We start from the raw sequence: 15,568 nt of genomic DNA on the forward strand, positions 1-15,568 counted from the left end.
GACTCCGTACTCTCGCCGGCGGTATTTTCACTCTCGTTTCGGCAGAACTTTCGGTCAGCGCCGAAAATCTCGGTCATTGACCGTTCCCGGCGGCGATGATGAATTCGCGTGGCGAGGGTGAGGCGCGAGAAGGGAATTGCACATGTTCGCTGCGAAATCGGCTCGGCGGGCGCTGGCGCTCGGATCGGCGCTGGTCACGACCGGGGTGCTGGCTCTGGTGGCCGCGCCGCAACCGGCCATGGCGTCCGGCATCACGGTGCAGGCCACAGTCGACTGCCTCAACGTGAACTTCTCGGGAGACACCTCCGACTGGTATGCGACCGACCTGCGGTTCGGCGCCCTTCCTTCGGGTGGCGGGTCGGTGCCCTACAGCAGCGCGACCGCCATCCCGGCCACGCACTCGTGGCAGTTCACCCAGACGGTGCCCAGCGGCACCACGGCCGTCGGCGCCGGCGGCATCTGCAGCGGCGGACACCAGTACGACCTGCTCGGCTCCATCGGCTATACCAGCATCCCCGCGGGCACGACCACCGTCGTCGGCACCTGGGGCTGCACCACCGCCCCTGTCTACCCCGGGCCGTGGCAGACCAACTGCACCGTGCAGTCGATTTCCTTCAGCTGACCCGGCACGGCCGACCCTCCTCTCGTACGGTGAAGCGGGAGGAGGGCCGGCCGGCATGGACGAGGAGATCCTGGTAGGGGGCGTCAACCGGGTCGTCAGGATCGGCGGCACCATGCGCCGCCCGGCCCGCCGGTGGACGCCGGCGGTTCACGGCCTGCTGGGGCACCTGGCGGCGGCTGGGTCTTCTCGCGGGCGCGTACGGCCTCGGCGCAGGCGATCGGGAGGCGCTGGTGCCCACCGCGTCGGCCCGGCTGGAGCACCTGGTGAACCACATGCGTGAACGGGCCCGGGCGGGTGACGAGGCCTTCGCCGCCCACCTGGCGCGCGGCGACGACACGCTCTATCTCACCGATATGGCCCACATGGCCCGCCATGACGCACTGTTCCACGCGGCGGCGATCTGTACCTGAATTGCCGGTTGGGGCCACCGTCGTGCCGACGCGCGTTTTACGATCAGCCCATGCCTAATCTGGGTCCGATGGAGTTCATGCTCATGCTCCTCGGCGTCATCGTGATCGCGCTGCTCGGTTTCGTCGTCGTCTTCGCCGCCGTACGGGCCGGTGCGCGACCCGCGGGGCCGCTCGCGTGGCGTAGTCCGGGGATGGCGCCGCCGATCTCGGCCGCCCTGCTGCATCGCGTACGGGAGTTGTACGCGGAGAACAAGAAGATCGAGGCGATCAAGCTGATCCGCGAGGAGACCGGGCTGGGGCTGAAGGAGGCGAAGGGCCTGGCCGACGGGATCGGCGCGGGCCGCCCGCTGCCCGTGGCCACGGCGCGGCACGGGTACGACCTGGCCGCCCGGGCACGGGAGCTGAAGGCGGCAGGCAAGGTGGAGCAGGCGGTGTTCCTGGTGCGCGGTGAGACGGGCATGAGCCAGAGCGAGGCGGAGCGGTTCGTCGACGGGCTCGTCGTGGAATAGAAACGGCGCCTGCGCCCGGGGATGGTGGCCGTGTCAGGTCCGCGCCGGTTCCACGGGTGATTGTTGTCGGTCCCGGGCGGTACGGTGTCGATCATGCTGCCCCCGCAGGTGAACCGGCTGACCGTGCAGGAGGCCGCGGACCGTTATGTGGAGCTGGTCCGGGCCAAGACCGTGACAGGGGCGCTGTCGCCCGCGACCGCCGAGGTGTACGCGCGGGACGTGGCCACGTTCGTACGGCTGGCGGGCGACGGCCAGGTGCTGGACGACCTGAACGGTGAGGACGTCGACGCGGTGCTGCTGGCGTTCGCGCGCAAGCCGGACGAACGCCGGCGGCGCGGGCCGGCGCGGCGGGGTGGCCCGGGGCAGAGCGCGGCGTCGCAGGCGAGGTTCCGCCGGTCGGTGTCGGCGTTGTTCCGGCACGCCGCGTCGGCGGGATGGGTACATCTGGACCCGATGGCCGCCTCGTCGGTGCGGGCGCGTGAGCGGGGCGGGTTGCGGCCGGAACGCCGGGCGCTGACCCGCGAGCAGGCCGAGGGCCTGATCGCGGCGGCCCGCTCCCCCGCCCCGCCACCCGAGCCGGGCGGCTCGGACGGGCGCCGCCGCCGGGCCGACCAGCGGACCGAGGTGCGGGACGCGCTGGTGGTGATGCTGCTGACCGCGCTGGGGCCGCGGGTGTCGGAGCTGGTGCGGGCGAACGTGGAGGATTTCTACACCAACGACGGGATGCGCTACTGGCGGATCTTCGGCAAGGGCGGGCGTACCCGTGACGTGCCGCTCCCCCGTGATGTGGCCGCCGCGCTGGATTCCTACCTCGCGGTGCGTGTGGCCGGGGACGGCGAGAAGGCGTTGCTGCTGTCGTGGCGGGGCAGGCGGCTGGCCCGGGGCGACGTGCAGGCGGTGATCGACCGGGTGCGGCGGCGGGTGGAGCCCGGGCGGAGCCGGGAGGTGACGCCGCACGGGTTGCGGCACACGACGGCGACGCACCTGCTGGCCGACGGCACGGACATGGACGCGGTGCGGCGGGTGCTGGGGCACAGCGACCTGTCGACGCTCGGTCGTTACCGCGACGATCTGCCGGGTGAGCTGGAGGTGGCGATGGGGTCGCATCCGCTGCTGCGGCGCCGTGGCGGGCAGACCGCGCCCGGCGGGGAGGGCGGTCCCGGGGAGGGTTGACCCCCGGGGCCGCCGTAGGTCCGCCGGGCCGTGTGCCGGCCGGGCGGGAGCCGGCTCACCCGGTTCATCTCCTGAAGGATCAGCTCACGGGGTTCCAGCCGTCGGAACCGGCCAGGTACTTCTGCGGGGTGTAGTTGGCGGCCTGCGCGTCGCTCAGCTGCGGGCGGTTGGCGTTGACCGTGGCCCCGGCGCCGGTGTTCCGGTATTCGAAGAAGCGGGCGTTCTTCCATGAGTTGCCCGACATGTCAGTCCAGGGCTGCGAGGTCTTGATGGTCGAGCTGAGGGTGGACTCCCGGTAGACCACCTGGGCGTTGGGACCCCAGGGCCGTCCCAGCTGGGTGGTGTCGCCGGCCGCGCCGCTGATCCGGGACCTGTAGATGAGGAACCCGTACGGCTTGGCGGCGTCGGTCCTGGCCGCGGTGATGGGGGCGCCGCTGCTGCGCTTCTCGTAGATGTCGCAGTCGTGCAGCACGGCGGTGCCGTCGCCGAAGACGAAGTCGACGGTGCCCTCGATGTAGGAGCTTCTGACGTACGCGCGGGCGGAGGCGTTGACCAGGAAGGTGTCCTGGTCGCCCAGCAGCCGTACGTTCGACAGGGTCGACCGGTCGGCGTTGAGGTTCAGCGCGACGGCCTGCTGGTTGACGGTGGAGCCGTCCTCGACGTAGTCGTTGGAGACCGTCAGGTTGGTGAGGGCTGAGTCGTGACCATTGACGAACGCGGTGGCGCTGTTGAAGGTGCCGTACGCGCCGGCCGCGTGGTTGTTGACGATCAGGACGTCCCTGGCCGAGGAGCCGAGGCCCTGCAGGGTGATGTACGGCTTGTTCGCCGGGATGGTGACGATCTCCCGGTAGGTGCCGGGTTTGATCGTGATCACTTTCCTGCTGGAGTTGCCGGTCGGCACCGCGTCGATCGCGGCCTGCACCGTCCGGTAGGTGCCGGTGCCGTCGGCGGCGACGGTGGGCTTCCCGGTCGTGGGCGTCGCCGTCGGTGTCGTGGAAGGTGTCACAGAGGGCGTCACCGTGGGAGTTGACGAGGGCGTCACGGTTGGGGTGACGGTTGGGGTGACGGTGGGCGTCACCGAGGGGGTGGGTGACGAGGTGGTGGTGGACCCGGTGCAGGTCACGCCGTTCAGCGTGAAAGCCGCCGGCTGGGGGTTGGAACCCGACCACGAGCCGTTGAACCCGAGTGAGACGGACGCGCCGGTGGCGATGGCGGCGTTGTAGTCCACGTTCGTGGCCGTGACGTTCTGCCCGCTCTGGCTCCAGGTGGCCGACCAGCCACTGGTCACCTTCTGACCGGAATTGGGGAAGGTGAAGGCGAGCGTCCAGCCGTTGACGGCGCTGCCGAGGTTCTGCACGCTGACGGCGGCGCTGAAGCCGCCCGGCCAGTCGCTGGTGGTGTAGGTGACGGCGCAGCCGGTCGCGGCGGCCGCCGTCCCCGGGACCCCGGCGGCGAGGCCGCCCACGACCAGCGCGGCCGCCAGAGCCGCCGTACCGCCGCGGCGGCCGCTGTGGGAGCCGCCGCTCGGGCCGGGACTCGCCGTCCCGGGCGTGGTGTCGGGCATCTGCACTCCTTCGGGACGCGCCATCGTGGACGGAAAGCCGCTGCTCGCACCGTGTGGCCAGTGGAGCGAGGGCCTCCGCACGGTAAGATCACCCGGCGGAATAAGTCAACCGTCCAAACTAATGCTGCGGCGTCGCCGCTGCTCGGACGCGGTCCGGTCCGGAAAGTTTCACCCGGCCGTCTCCTCCCCTGTCCGGCTCGGCGTCCCGGTGACGCCGCGCCCGGACCGGCGGTCCCCCGGGTGTCGCCCATGCCGTCCGTGCCGTCCTTTCGGTCGGATTTTTCCGACCCGACATCCCGCATACAGTCACTTGACTACGATCTTCACACAGGCTTTCACGCTTCCGAAACGCACCGGAAACACATCACCGTGAAGATGAGGACTCGTGATCAGGGCCATTCTGTTCGACCTCGACGAGACCCTCTTCGACCATCGCCGGGCCGTCGCCCACGCCGCGACCCGCTGGATGGAGACGGTCTGCCCCGGCCATGAGCTGCTGCCCGAGGCACCGGCGCTGTGGCTCGACCTGGAGGACAAGCATCTGCCGGCCTGGCACGCCGGCGAGTGCTCGTTCGCCGAGCAGCGGCGCAGACGGCTGCGGGAGTTCTGCGACCGGCTGGGCATGCCCGCGCCGGCCGACCCGGACGCGGCCTTCGCCGGGTTCCTGACCCACTACGAGGACGCCTGGGCCGCCTTCCCCGACGTGGCCGCGACACTCGCGGCGCTCGGCGACGGGCTGACGCTGGGCGTGCTCAGCAACGGTGATCCCGTGCAGCAGGAGGCCAAGCTGCGCCGCCTCGGGCTGATGGACCGCATGGAGGTCGTCCTGACCCCCGAGACGCTCGGCGCGTTCAAGCCGGCCCCGGAGTGCTATCTGCGGGCGGCGGCGAAGCTGGGGCTGCGGCCCGAGGAAGTGCTGATGGTCGGCGACAACCTGCTGCTGGACGCCGTCGCGCCCGCTCGGGTGGGTATGCACGGCGTCTGGCTCGACCGCTACCGCGCCGAGCCCTCCCCCGCGTTCGCCTCGTCCGGCGAACCCGCCGACTCCGTGGTGCGGGTCACCACGCTGCGCGATCTGCCCGGCGTGCTGGACGGCCCGAACCCGGGCCTGGCCGACGCCGTCCGCGCCGCCTGAGACAGACGCGCCCGCTCCACAACTGGCAGATCAATCTCTGTGCGACAAGGTCCGCGAGGTCTGCCCCGAGCCCGGCGGCCACGCGCGGCGCCGGCACTGGAGCATTCCCGACCCCGCCGCCACCGGCGACGGGACCGGTCAGGCCGGTTATCCGGCGTTCGAACGGGCCGCCGCCGAGATCGACACCCGCATCCGCTACCTGCTGCCCGTCCTCACCCACCCTCCACGAACCTGACCGAGGAGGCCCGGCCATGACATCACCCGACCGGTTCGCCGGAGGCGGCGGCGACCTCGGTCTCACCGAGCAGCGGGCGCACTGACGGGCTCGGCCGCACCGGGGTCCCTACAGGATCGCGCCGGGGGTGTAGGCGGCGGCGCCGGGATGCCGCGCGATGATCTCTTCGGCCCGCGCGACGACCGCCGCGACCTGACCGGCGGCGGCCCCGGCGAAGGATGACCGGTCGGCGAGCAGCGCGTCGAGTTCGGCGCGGCCGAGGGGGAAGCGCTCGTCGGCGGCGAGACGGTCGAGCAGTTCGTTGCCGGCGCCGCGCGAGCGCATGGCGAGCGCCGCGGCGACCGCGTGCTCCTTGATGACCTCGTGGGCGGTCTCGCGGCCCACCCCGGCCCGCACGGCGGCCATGAGCATCTTGGTCGTGCCGAGGAACGGCAGGTAGCGGCCCAGCTCGGCCTCGATGACGGCGGGGAACGCGCCGAACTCGTCCAGCACGGTCAGCATGGTCTCGGCCAGGCCGTCGAAGGCGAAGAACGCGTCGGGCAGCGCGACCCGGCGCACCACCGAGCAGGACACGTCGCCTTCGTTCCACTGGTCTCCGGCGAGTTCCCCGGCCATCGAGGCGTACCCGCGCAGGACCACGGTGAGGCCGTTGACGCGTTCGCAGGAACGGGTGTTCATCTTGTGCGGCATCGCCGAAGAGCCGACCTGGCCCTCCTTGAAGCCCTCGGTGACCAGTTCGTGCCCGGCCATCAGCCGGATCGTCTTGGCCAGGGAGGAGGGGGCGGCGGCCAGCTGCACCAGGGTGGTCAGCACGTCGTAGTCGAGCGAGCGGGGATAGACCTGCCCGACGCTGGTGAAGCGGCGGGCGAAGCCGAGGTGCGCGGCGACGCGGTCCTCCAGCGCGGCCAGCCGGTCGTCGCCGCCGAGTAGGTCGAGCATGTCCTGCGCGGTGCCGACGGGGCCCTTGACGCCGCGCAGGGGGTAGCGCTCGAGCAGGTTCTCCAGCCGTTCGTAGGCGACGACCAGTTCGTCGGCGGCGGTGGCGAAGCGCTTGCCGAGAGTGGTGGCCTGTGCGGCGACGTTGTGCGACCGGCCGGCCATGACGGTGGCGGCGTGCTCGGCGGCCAGGCGGGCAAGGCGGGCCAGCAGAGCCACGACCCGGTCGCGCACCAGCAGGAGGCTGTCGCGGATCTGCAGCTGCTCCACGTTCTCGGTCAGGTCGCGGGAGGTCATGCCCTTGTGGACGTGCTCGTGCCCGGCGAGGGCGTTGAACTCCTCGATGCGGGCCTTCACGTCATGCCGGGTGATCTTCTCCCGGCCGGCGATGGAGGCGAGGTCGACCTGCTCGGCGATCTTCTCGTAGTCGGAGATCGCCTGTTCGGGTACGTCGATCCCGAGGTCGGCCTGTGCCTTGAGGACGGCCAGCCAGAGCCGGCGCTCCAGCACCACCTTGTGCTCGGGTGACCACAGGCGGGCCAGTTCCGGCGAGGCGTAACGGGAGGCGAGGACATTCGGGATACGCGGCTTGGCACTCACGTTGGCCCAGTCTATTGAGGTCCGCCGCCCGCCGGACGCGGGAGGACCCCGGGACGGTCGTCGCGACGACCGTCCCGGGGTCCTCCCTTCCCCCATGCTGCCCTCATGGCTGCCCTGATGGCGCCTTCACAGGGATCTCATCGGGCGGGTTCGAGGGCCTCCTCGCCGTACACCGTGACCTCGCCGTCGTCGCCCCCGGGCCGGGCGGGAGCGCGGCGCATGCGCTCCTTCAGCCGTTCGACGATGACGTAGAGGGTGGGCACCAGGACCAGCGTGAGCAGCGTCGAGGACAGCAGGCCGCCGATCACGACGATGGCCAGCGGCTGGGAGATGAACCCGCCCGACCCGGTCACGCCCAGCGCCATCGGGGTGAGCGCGCAGATCGTCGCGATCGCGGTCATCAGGATGGGGCGCAGGCGGCGCCGGCCGCCCTCGATGACCGCCTCGGTCACGCCGAGGCCCTGCTCGCGATACTGGTTGATCAGGTCGATCAGCACGATGGCGTTGGTGACGACGATGCCGATCAGCATCAGCATGCCGATCAGGGCGGGCACGCCGAGCGCGGTGTCGGTGACCAGCAGGAGTCCGATGGCGCCGGTCGCCGCGAACGGGATCGACACCAGCAGGATCAGCGGCTGCACCAGGCTGCGGAACGTCGCCACCATGATCATGAAGACGATCGCGATGGCGATCAGCATCGCCATGCCGAGGTCGGCGAAGGCCTTCTGCTGGTCGGAGCTCGCGCCGCCGATCTTGTACGTCACCCCGGCCGGCAGTGTCAGGGTCTTCAGTTTGTCGGTGACCTTGGCGGTGATCGCGCCCAGGTTGGAGGCGTCGGCCGCGCCCGACACGGTCGCGGTGCGGTCGCCGTCCTGGCGGGTGATCTGGGTCGGCCCGTCGGCCCTGACGACGTCGGCGACGTCGGACAGCTTCACCAGGCCGGTCGCGGTGGGAACGGTGAGCTTCCTGATCGCGGCGAGGTCGCGGGGGGCGTCACCGGCCCCGCGCAGGATCACGTCGCTGGAGCGGCCGTCCACGTCGATCGAGCCGACCGGCGCGCCGCGGAACGCCTGCGCGACCAGTTGGCCGATGCCGGCCTCGGTCAGGCCGCGGGCGGCGGCCTTCTCGCGGTCCACGTGCACCTCGACCCGGGGGATGCTGTCTTCGAGGTTGGAGGTGACGTCCCGCAGGCCGTCCACGCCGGACATGGCGTCGCGGACCGTGGCGGCGGCCGTCTTCAGCGCGTCCTGGTCCGGTCCCTGCACGATGACCTGCACCTGGTCGGAGTTGAACCCTCCCCCGCCGCCGTTGCCTCCGACGGTGACGTCGCCGATGCCGGTCAGGCCCTTCAGCCGCTCGCGCAGCCGCTCCTCCAGGAGGGGCGCCTCCACGCCCTCCTGCAGGGTGACGGAGTAGGAGGCGCGGTCGGAGGCGCCGCCCAGCCCGCCGAGGAAGCGGTTGCCGCCGCCGACCGTCACCTGGTAGGACTTCACGTTCTTCGGGTCGGCGGCCAGCACCTCCTCGATCTTCTTGGCGGCCGCGTCGGTGGTCGCGAGGTCGGTCCCGGCCGGCATCCGCTGGCTGATCTGGGTGGTGTCGTTGCCGGAGGAGTCGAGGAAGTTGGTCTTCAGCTTGGGCGCCAGCGCCATCGTCGCGGCGAACACCACGACGCCGATGAGCACCGTCACCAGGCGTCGCCGGGTCGCGAAGCGCAGCACCGGCAGGTAGATCCGCTGCAGCGGGCTGCGCAGCTCCCTGCGCTCGGCGTCCTCGCGTACGGCCTGCGCCTCCTGCGGGGTGAACCGCGGCGCCTTGAGGAACCAGTACGCCAGGACCGGGATGACGGTCAGCGCGACCAGCAGCGACGCCAGCAGCGCCACGGTGACCGTGACGGCGAAGGAGCTGAACAGCTCACCGACCAGCCCGCCGACGAAGCCGATCGGCAGGAACACCGCGACCGTGGTCAGCGTGGAGGCGGTGACCGCGCCGGACACCTCGCGTACGGCCGTCAGGACCGCACCCCGTTTCTCCTCACCGTAGGCGAGATGGCGCTTGATGTTCTCCAGCACCACGATGGAGTCGTCGACGACCCGGCCGACCGCGATCGTCAGCGCGCCCAGCGTGAGCAGGTTCAGCGAGTAGTCGCCCGCCCACAGCGCGATCAGCGCGATCACGACCGACAGCGGGATGGACACCGCCGTGACCAGCGTCGAACGCACCGACAGCAGGAACACCAGGATGATGAGCACGGCGAACGCCAGGCCCAGCAGGCCCTCAGTGGTGAGGTCCTCGATGGACCTCTCGACGTACGGCGCCTGGTCGAACACGACGTTCAGCTCGGCGCTGTCGCCGAGGGCGCGGGTCAGCCCGGGGAGGGCGTCGTTGACGTCGTGGGAGATCCGCACCGCGTTGCCGTCGGGAACCATGGTGATCGAGACGCCGAGGCTGGGGGTGCCGTTGGTGCGGGTGATGGTGGTCGCGGCGGCGTTCTCGATCTTGACGTCGACCACGTCGCCCAGCTTGACCGGCTTGGGCGCCCTGACCGGCGCCGCCGCGCCGGCTCCCCCGGCTGCGGCGCCCGCTGCCTGGGTGCTTCGGCCGGCCGGCGCCTGGCCGGGGAGTCCCTGTCCCCCGGCCGCGCCGGCCCCCGCCCGGCCCCCGCCCGGCTGGCCCGCCGGGGCGCTCGCGGGGGTGAGGTACAGGTTCTCCAGGTCCTTGACCGTACGGACGGGATCGCCGATCTGCACGGTCAGCGACTTGCCGCCCTCGGTCAGCGTGCCGGCCGGGATGGACACCCCGTTGGCCCGCAGAAGGTCGGGAATCGCGGTGGCCGACAGCCCCAGGAGAGCCATTCTGCCCAGATCGGGGGTGATGACGACCTGCTGCGCGCGGGCGCCGCTGACGGTGACGTCGCGCACGCCGTCGATCGACTGCAGCTCCGGCACCATGATGCGCTCGATCTTGTCGGCCATCGCGTGCTCGTCGCCGCCGTCGCCCACGGCGATCGCCATGACCGGGATGTCGTCGGTGCTGCCCGCCACCACCTGGGGGTCGACGCCGGCCGGAAGCTGCGCCTTGATCCGGCTCACGGCCTGCTGCATCTTGCCGGTCATCTGGTCGACGTCGGTGCCGTACTCGTAGGCGACCTGCACCTGCGCCATCCCCTCACGGGAGGTGGAGGTGATGTCGGTGACGCCGGCGATTCCCTGGAAGGCGCTCTCGATCGGCTTGGTGACCTGCTCCTCCACGATGTCGGGAGCGGCGCCGGGATAGCTCGCCACCGTGAAGGCCGCCGGGAACTCCAGGGACGGGAAGAGCTGTTGCTTCAGCGAGGGGATCGCGAAGAGGCCGAATCCCGCGAGCACCAGCGTGATCATGATCACGAGTGCGCGGTTGGCGAGGCTCAGCCTGGCCAAGGAGGTCATCCGAACTCCTGCATATCGGAGGAAGTGTTTGGCGCAACCCTAACACTTCGCATGGCCCAAACATTTAGCCGGTGTATTAAACGCTGGTAACCTCTCGTGACGAGAGGTGGAACGTGAACGACAGCGCAGCCGGGCGACGCCCCCCCACCGGAACGGGATCCGAACAGGCCCCGTACGCGAACCAGGAGGTGAGGCCGGAGACGGACCGGACGAGCGGCCCCCGCCCCCAGGCCGGCCGCCCGGACCCCCACGCCCGCGCGGACGACGCCACCCCCGAGGAGACCGCCGCGGACGAGACCGAGCGCGGATCGATCATCACCAGGCTCGCGGATCTCCAGCGTAGCCTGGGCCGCTTCTTCGCGCGCGACCGCTCCATGCCGCTGATGGCCTCCACGTTGACCATGCAGCAGTTCAAGGTCGTCATGTTCCTGTCGTTCGCCGGGCCCACCTCCGGCCAGGAGCTCGCCCGCCACCTCGGCGTCGGCCTGGCGACCGTCACGGGCATCGTCGATCGGGTGGTCGCGCAGGGCCTGGTCACCCGGCACGAGGACCCCCACGACCGCCGCGTACGCCTGGTCGAGCTCACCGAGGCGGGGCGGCGGCTCACCGGCGAGATCATCGAAGCCGGCACGGGCGGCTACGTCCGCCTTCTGCGGCGGCTCGACACCGAGACCCTGCGCACCATGGAAACGGTCATGCGCAAGATCGAGGACGCGATGCGCGACCTGCACGCCGAGGAGACCGTCACCGACGCCGTGAACGACGTCATCGACGACCTCTCCCCCGGCGTCGCCGCCCACGCCGGAGAGGTCGCGGAAGATCCGGCGGCCACCGGAGGACTCCCCCGGCGCGGCTGACCGCCCGCGCGGCGCAGCCCTCGCACGCCCGGCACGTAAGAGCGCGCGGGGGTGGACGCCGGACCGGGACGGGACGCTGCTAGCCTCACCCGATGTGCCGACCCACGTCGAAGAGCTCTTCTCGCTGACCGGCCGGGTGGCCCTGGTCACCGGAGGCAGTTCCGGCATCGGATACGCGATGGCGGAGTCTCTCGGGCGGGCGGGGGCGGCCGTGATCCTGGTCGCCCGCCGGGAGAGGGAACTCGCCGAGGCCGCCGCCCGGCTCGACGGCCACGGCGTGCGGGCGGCGACGATCAGCGCCGACCTCGGCGACCGCGCCGCGATCACCCGCGTGTGTGAGGAAGCGGACGGATTCTTCGGCGACGTCGACATCCTCGTCAACGACGCCGCCGGCAACATCCGCAGGCCCATGGCCGACCTCACCGCCGGCGACTACGAGCAGACCATCGCCGTCAACCTCACCGCGCCGTTCCTGCTCGGGCAGCACTTCGGCCCCCGCATGGCCGCCCGCGGCTGGGGACGGATCATCAACGTCGGCTCCCAGCAGTCGATCAGCGCCTTCGGCGACAGCGGCGTCTACGGCGTGTCCAAGGCCGCCGTGTGCGGGCTGACCCGTTCGCAGGCCGAGGCGTGGTCGGGGAGCGGAGTCACCGCCAACACGATCGTGCCGGGATTCGTGCTGACTCCGTTGAACGCTGCCTCCCAGGCCGTCCCCGGGCGGGTGGAGGCGATGGCCGCCCGGACCATGACCGGCCGCAACGGCGTCCCGGGCGACTTCCGCGGCGTGGCCGTGTTCCTCGCCTCCGACGCCGCGTCGTACGTCACCGGCCAGGCCATCTGCGTCGACGGCGGCTTCAGCGTCCACTAGGAGGCGCCGGGCGGGACGGCGGGCGTCCCTCGATGCCGGTGCATGACGACAGAGCACCGTTCCTTGGCCTCTCGCCGCAACTACCGGGGTTCCCGGCCGGGTAGGAGGGTCACGTCCCGGCGGAACCGGACGAGCGACAGCCAACGCCGGGACGGGAACAGGAAGGCACACACCGAGATGTCCCGCTACCGCACCCGGAGCCCGCGCGGCGCGACCGTCCCCGCGACCCGGCGCCCTGCCCTGCCCGTGGCCGCGCCTGTAGCCGCGCTCTTGGCCGCGCTGGTCACCGCGCTGGTGGCCGTGCTTGCCATACCGGCGGCGGGAATCGCCGCCGCGCGGCCGGCCGACGCGCGAGTCGCCTCACGCCATCCCCGTACGGCGGTCGCCGCGTTCCACGCGCCCCACCCCGGTGGCAGCGGTGGCGGCGGGGGCCAGGTCATCAGCGGCGGGCACGCGGCCGGTGTGCAGGGGCGGTCGGGTGCGGGCAGGTCCAACCAGAACCTCAACGGCATGCAGGCCCCCACGTTCGTCATCGGACAGACCCAGCAGGCGATGACCGGTGTCGGCGGGTACAGCGGGCAGGCCCTCGTCTGCGGATCCCGGCCCGCCGTCTGCCTGGCCGGGCAGAACATGCCCACCCACTTCAGATCCTGACGCCCCGCCGCGCGCGACCCCGGCGGCGGGAAGGGGTCAGCGGCGCAGGTCGAGCGCCTTCATCGCCCCCGGCATCGACCCCGGCATCGACCCCAGCCACACCTCCCCGTCCTTGAACTCCACCTCGGTGCCGCTGATGCGCGGCGAGCCGTCCCGCCGCAGCGTCGCCATCGTCTTGTGCCTGCCCTTTCCCATGCTCGCCAGCACGCGCGCCGCCAGCGCGGGAATCTCCGTTTCGATCTCCTGCCAGGAAGCCATGCGGTCATCCTGCCGGACCGCACCGGCATTCCGCCGGTCCCCCCGCGCGGCGGTGATACCAGGCGGATGAAAGTTGCACGCCCCACCTAACTCCCCCGCAGCTCATGAAGGCGTACGAGGCGCTCTCCTTGACCGTTCCACCCGGCCTCATCACGATCGCACGGCAAGATCCTCCAGAAAAGGGACGTCATGAGCACCCTGCGTACCACCAGGCCGGCCCTCGCGCTCCTCATGGGCGCAGTGGTGGCCGCCCAGACCCTCGCGGGCATCCCCTCCGCCGGCGCGGAGACGACGCCGGTCAACGTTACCGTCAACACCCGCGCGGCCCTGGCGGTCGCGTCCGACACCGCCGTGGGCACCAACCACGCGATCTGGGACTCCAACCTCGGGACGAACGAGACCGCGGACCTCCTCAAGTCCGCCGGCGTGAAGATGCTGCGCTACCCCGGCGGGTCGTACGCCGACATCTACCACTGGAAGACCCACACCGCCCCCGGCGGCTACGTCGCTCCCAACACCGACTTCGACACCTTCATCCGCGGCGCGCAGCGCACCGGCGCGCAGCCGATCGTCATCGCCAACTACGGCACCGGCACCGCCGAGGAGGCCGCCGACTGGGTCAAGTACGCCAACGTCACCAAGGGCTACGGCGTCAAGTACTGGGAGATCGGCAACGAGAACTACGGCAACGGCCACTACGGCGCCGACTGGGAGGCCGACGACCACGCCGACAAGACCCCGGCCGAGTACGCCAGGAACGTCGTGAAGTACGCGGACGCGATGAAGGCCGTCGACCCCACCGTCAAGATCGGCGCGGTGCTCACCACCCCCGCCAACTGGCCCGACGGCATCGTCGCCGACGGCGACCAGGCCACCTGGAACGACACCGTCCTGTCGATCGCCGCCTCGAAGATCGACTTCGTCGTCCTGCACTGGTATCCCCCGCACAGCGACGTCGCCGACGTCCTCACCAAGACCGCGCACATCCCCGACATGATCTACATGGTCAAGCAGCAGATCGCCAGGTACGCGGGCGCCCGCGCCGGTGACATCGGCATCTCCATGACCGAGATCAACAGCGGGATCGCGTACAACACCCAGCCCGCCGCGCTGTTCGCCGCCGACGCCTACGCGGGCCTGATGGAACAGGGCCTGTTCACGATCGACTGGTGGAACGTCCACAACGGGATCGGCACCGTCAGCACCGTCGCCGGCCAGACCGACTACGGCGACTTCGGCATGCTGTCCAGCGCCGGCTGCACGGGCGACGTCTGCGAACCCCCCTTCAACACGCCCTTCGCGCCCTACCACGCGATCTCCATGGTCAGCGCGTTCGCGCGGCCCGGCGACCAGTTCGTCCGCGCGGCCACCGACGAGCCGCTGGTCGCCGCCCACGCCGTCCGCCGCCCCAACGGTGACCTCGCCGTGCTGCTGGTCAACCGCGACCCCGACGGCGAGCGCCAGGTGAAGATCGGCTACGCCGGGTTCACCCCTGCCGGGGAGGCGCCCACGGTGTCCAGCCTCACCAACGGCGCGACGTCCGTCAGCACCGGCCGCGGCGGCACCGCCACCACCCAGACCCTCCCGCCGTACTCGGTGACCACGCTGGTGCTGCACCCCTCGGCGGCCACCACGGGCGCCCCCACCGCTCCCGGGCAGCCCACCGTCGGCGGCGTCACCGACAGGACCGCCACCATCTCCTGGCCCGCCGCCACACCGGGCGCCGCTCCCGTCGCCAAGTACGAGATCCACCGCCAGAACGGCGCCGTCTCCGAACAGCTCGGCGAGACCTCCGTCACCTCCTACGTGGTGCACAACCTGAACCCCGGCACCCGCTACACGGTCAACGTGATCGCCCGCGACACCGCCGGCCGTGTCTCCTGGGCCTCCGCGCCGCTCACCTTCACCACCGGCTCTCCCGACGAGAGCTCCTGTGCCGTACGCCTGACGGACACCGCCGACTGGGCCAGCGGGTTCGTCGGCAACGTCGACATCACCAACACCGGCACCGCCGCCCTCGACGGCTGGACCCTCAACTTCACCTGGCCCACCACCTGGCAGAGTGTCAGCAGCGGGTGGAGCGCCAACTGGACGCAGAGCGGGAAGTCGGTGACCGTCACCAGCACACCGGACAACCGCAAGCTCGCCCCCGGCGCCACCACCTCCATCGGCTTCGTCGGCGCCTACAGCGGTCCCAACGTCCTGCCCACCGCCTTCACCCTGAACGGCACCGTCTGCACCACCCGGTGACCCCGGCCTCCTGAAGACAAGCACGGCGCGGCGTACCGGTCGGTGAACCCGGTACGCCGCGCCCCGGGCAGG

13 protein-coding genes are annotated in these 15,568 nt (G+C 71.3%); 9 read left to right on the forward strand and 4 right to left on the reverse strand.

Annotation, left to right across the window (positions count from 1 at the left end):
• Positions 1-142: 142 nt before the first annotated feature.
• From OG344_RS25965 to OG344_RS25980, 4 genes are all read left to right on the forward strand, one after another.
• Positions 143-622 (forward strand): hypothetical protein, encoded by a 480-nt coding sequence (locus tag OG344_RS25965; RefSeq protein ID WP_405085329.1) that lies wholly within the window; start codon positions 143-145, stop codon positions 620-622.
• A 230-nt stretch (positions 623-852) separates the two neighbouring features.
• Positions 853-1,032: a hypothetical protein gene (locus OG344_RS25970; RefSeq protein ID WP_405085330.1), complete on the forward strand. Its 180-nt coding sequence runs from the start codon at positions 853-855 to the stop codon at positions 1,030-1,032.
• A gap of 50 nt (positions 1,033-1,082) precedes the next feature.
• The gene (locus tag OG344_RS25975) at positions 1,083-1,541 is read left to right on the forward strand and encodes a ribosomal protein L7/L12 (protein ID WP_327045887.1); all 459 of its coding nucleotides are present in this window, start codon (positions 1,083-1,085) and stop codon (positions 1,539-1,541) included.
• A gap of 93 nt (positions 1,542-1,634) precedes the next feature.
• Positions 1,635-2,714: a tyrosine-type recombinase/integrase gene (locus OG344_RS25980; protein WP_405085331.1), complete on the forward strand. Its 1,080-nt coding sequence runs from the start codon at positions 1,635-1,637 to the stop codon at positions 2,712-2,714.
• 79 nt (positions 2,715-2,793) lie between these two features.
• Here OG344_RS25980 and OG344_RS25985 read toward each other — a convergent pair whose 3' ends face one another.
• Entirely contained in the window at positions 2,794-4,278 is a 1,485-nt protein-coding gene (locus OG344_RS25985; RefSeq protein WP_405085332.1) for a pectinesterase family protein, read from the reverse strand.
• A gap of 385 nt (positions 4,279-4,663) precedes the next feature.
• Here OG344_RS25985 and OG344_RS25990 point away from each other — a divergent pair, with 385 nt between their 5' ends.
• Entirely contained in the window at positions 4,664-5,413 is a 750-nt protein-coding gene (locus OG344_RS25990; RefSeq protein ID WP_405085333.1) for an HAD family hydrolase, read from the forward strand.
• A gap of 343 nt (positions 5,414-5,756) precedes the next feature.
• On the opposite strand, the gene purB is transcribed toward OG344_RS25990, so the two are convergent.
• Together purB and OG344_RS26000 are read right to left on the reverse strand one after the other, a co-directional pair.
• Entirely contained in the window at positions 5,757-7,184 is a 1,428-nt protein-coding gene (gene purB, locus OG344_RS25995) for an adenylosuccinate lyase (protein ID WP_405085334.1), read from the reverse strand.
• Between the two features lie 137 nt (positions 7,185-7,321).
• Complete coding sequence (locus OG344_RS26000) at positions 7,322-10,609, reverse strand: efflux RND transporter permease subunit (protein ID WP_405085335.1); 3,288 nt, start codon at positions 10,607-10,609, stop codon at positions 7,322-7,324.
• A 113-nt stretch (positions 10,610-10,722) separates the two neighbouring features.
• Between OG344_RS26000 and OG344_RS26005 the strand changes: the two genes are divergently transcribed.
• From OG344_RS26005 to OG344_RS26015, 3 genes are all read left to right on the forward strand, one after another.
• A complete protein-coding gene (locus OG344_RS26005) occupies positions 10,723-11,466 on the forward strand; it encodes a MarR family winged helix-turn-helix transcriptional regulator (RefSeq protein ID WP_405085336.1) in 744 nt (247 codons plus the stop codon).
• Positions 11,467-11,560: 94 nt separating this feature from the next.
• Complete coding sequence (locus OG344_RS26010) at positions 11,561-12,334, forward strand: SDR family NAD(P)-dependent oxidoreductase (protein WP_405085337.1); 774 nt, start codon at positions 11,561-11,563, stop codon at positions 12,332-12,334.
• Between the two features lie 177 nt (positions 12,335-12,511).
• Positions 12,512-12,988, forward strand: coding sequence for a hypothetical protein (locus OG344_RS26015; protein WP_405085338.1), 477 nt, complete (start codon positions 12,512-12,514; stop codon positions 12,986-12,988).
• A gap of 36 nt (positions 12,989-13,024) precedes the next feature.
• On the opposite strand, the gene OG344_RS26020 is transcribed toward OG344_RS26015, so the two are convergent.
• Entirely contained in the window at positions 13,025-13,246 is a 222-nt protein-coding gene (locus tag OG344_RS26020; protein WP_405085339.1) for a hypothetical protein, read from the reverse strand.
• Positions 13,247-13,435: 189 nt separating this feature from the next.
• Between OG344_RS26020 and OG344_RS26025 the strand changes: the two genes are divergently transcribed.
• Entirely contained in the window at positions 13,436-15,496 is a 2,061-nt protein-coding gene (locus OG344_RS26025; RefSeq protein ID WP_405085340.1) for a cellulose binding domain-containing protein, read from the forward strand.
• Positions 15,497-15,568: the final 72 nt, after the last annotated feature.

Origin of the sequence: Microbispora sp. NBC_01389 (genome assembly GCF_045040095.1) — a bacterium.
Classification (GTDB): Bacteria; Actinomycetota; Actinomycetes; order Streptosporangiales; family Streptosporangiaceae; genus Microbispora.

Coding starts and splice junctions, on each gene's coding strand:
- OG344_RS25965 (WP_405085329.1), top strand. CDS start 143: ATGTTCGCTGCGAAATCGGCTCGGCGGGCGCTGGCGCTCGGATCGGCG.
- OG344_RS25975 (WP_327045887.1), top strand. CDS start 1,083: ATGCCTAATCTGGGTCCGATGGAGTTCATGCTCATGCTCCTCGGCGTC.
- OG344_RS25980 (WP_405085331.1), top strand. CDS start 1,635: ATGCTGCCCCCGCAGGTGAACCGGCTGACCGTGCAGGAGGCCGCGGAC.
- OG344_RS25985 (WP_405085332.1), bottom strand. CDS start 4,278: ATGCCCGACACCACGCCCGGGACGGCGAGTCCCGGCCCGAGCGGCGGC.
- OG344_RS26000 (WP_405085335.1), bottom strand. CDS start 10,609: ATGACCTCCTTGGCCAGGCTGAGCCTCGCCAACCGCGCACTCGTGATC.
- OG344_RS26015 (WP_405085338.1), top strand. CDS start 12,512: ATGTCCCGCTACCGCACCCGGAGCCCGCGCGGCGCGACCGTCCCCGCG.
- OG344_RS26020 (WP_405085339.1), bottom strand. CDS start 13,246: ATGGCTTCCTGGCAGGAGATCGAAACGGAGATTCCCGCGCTGGCGGCG.
- OG344_RS26025 (WP_405085340.1), top strand. CDS start 13,436: ATGAGCACCCTGCGTACCACCAGGCCGGCCCTCGCGCTCCTCATGGGC.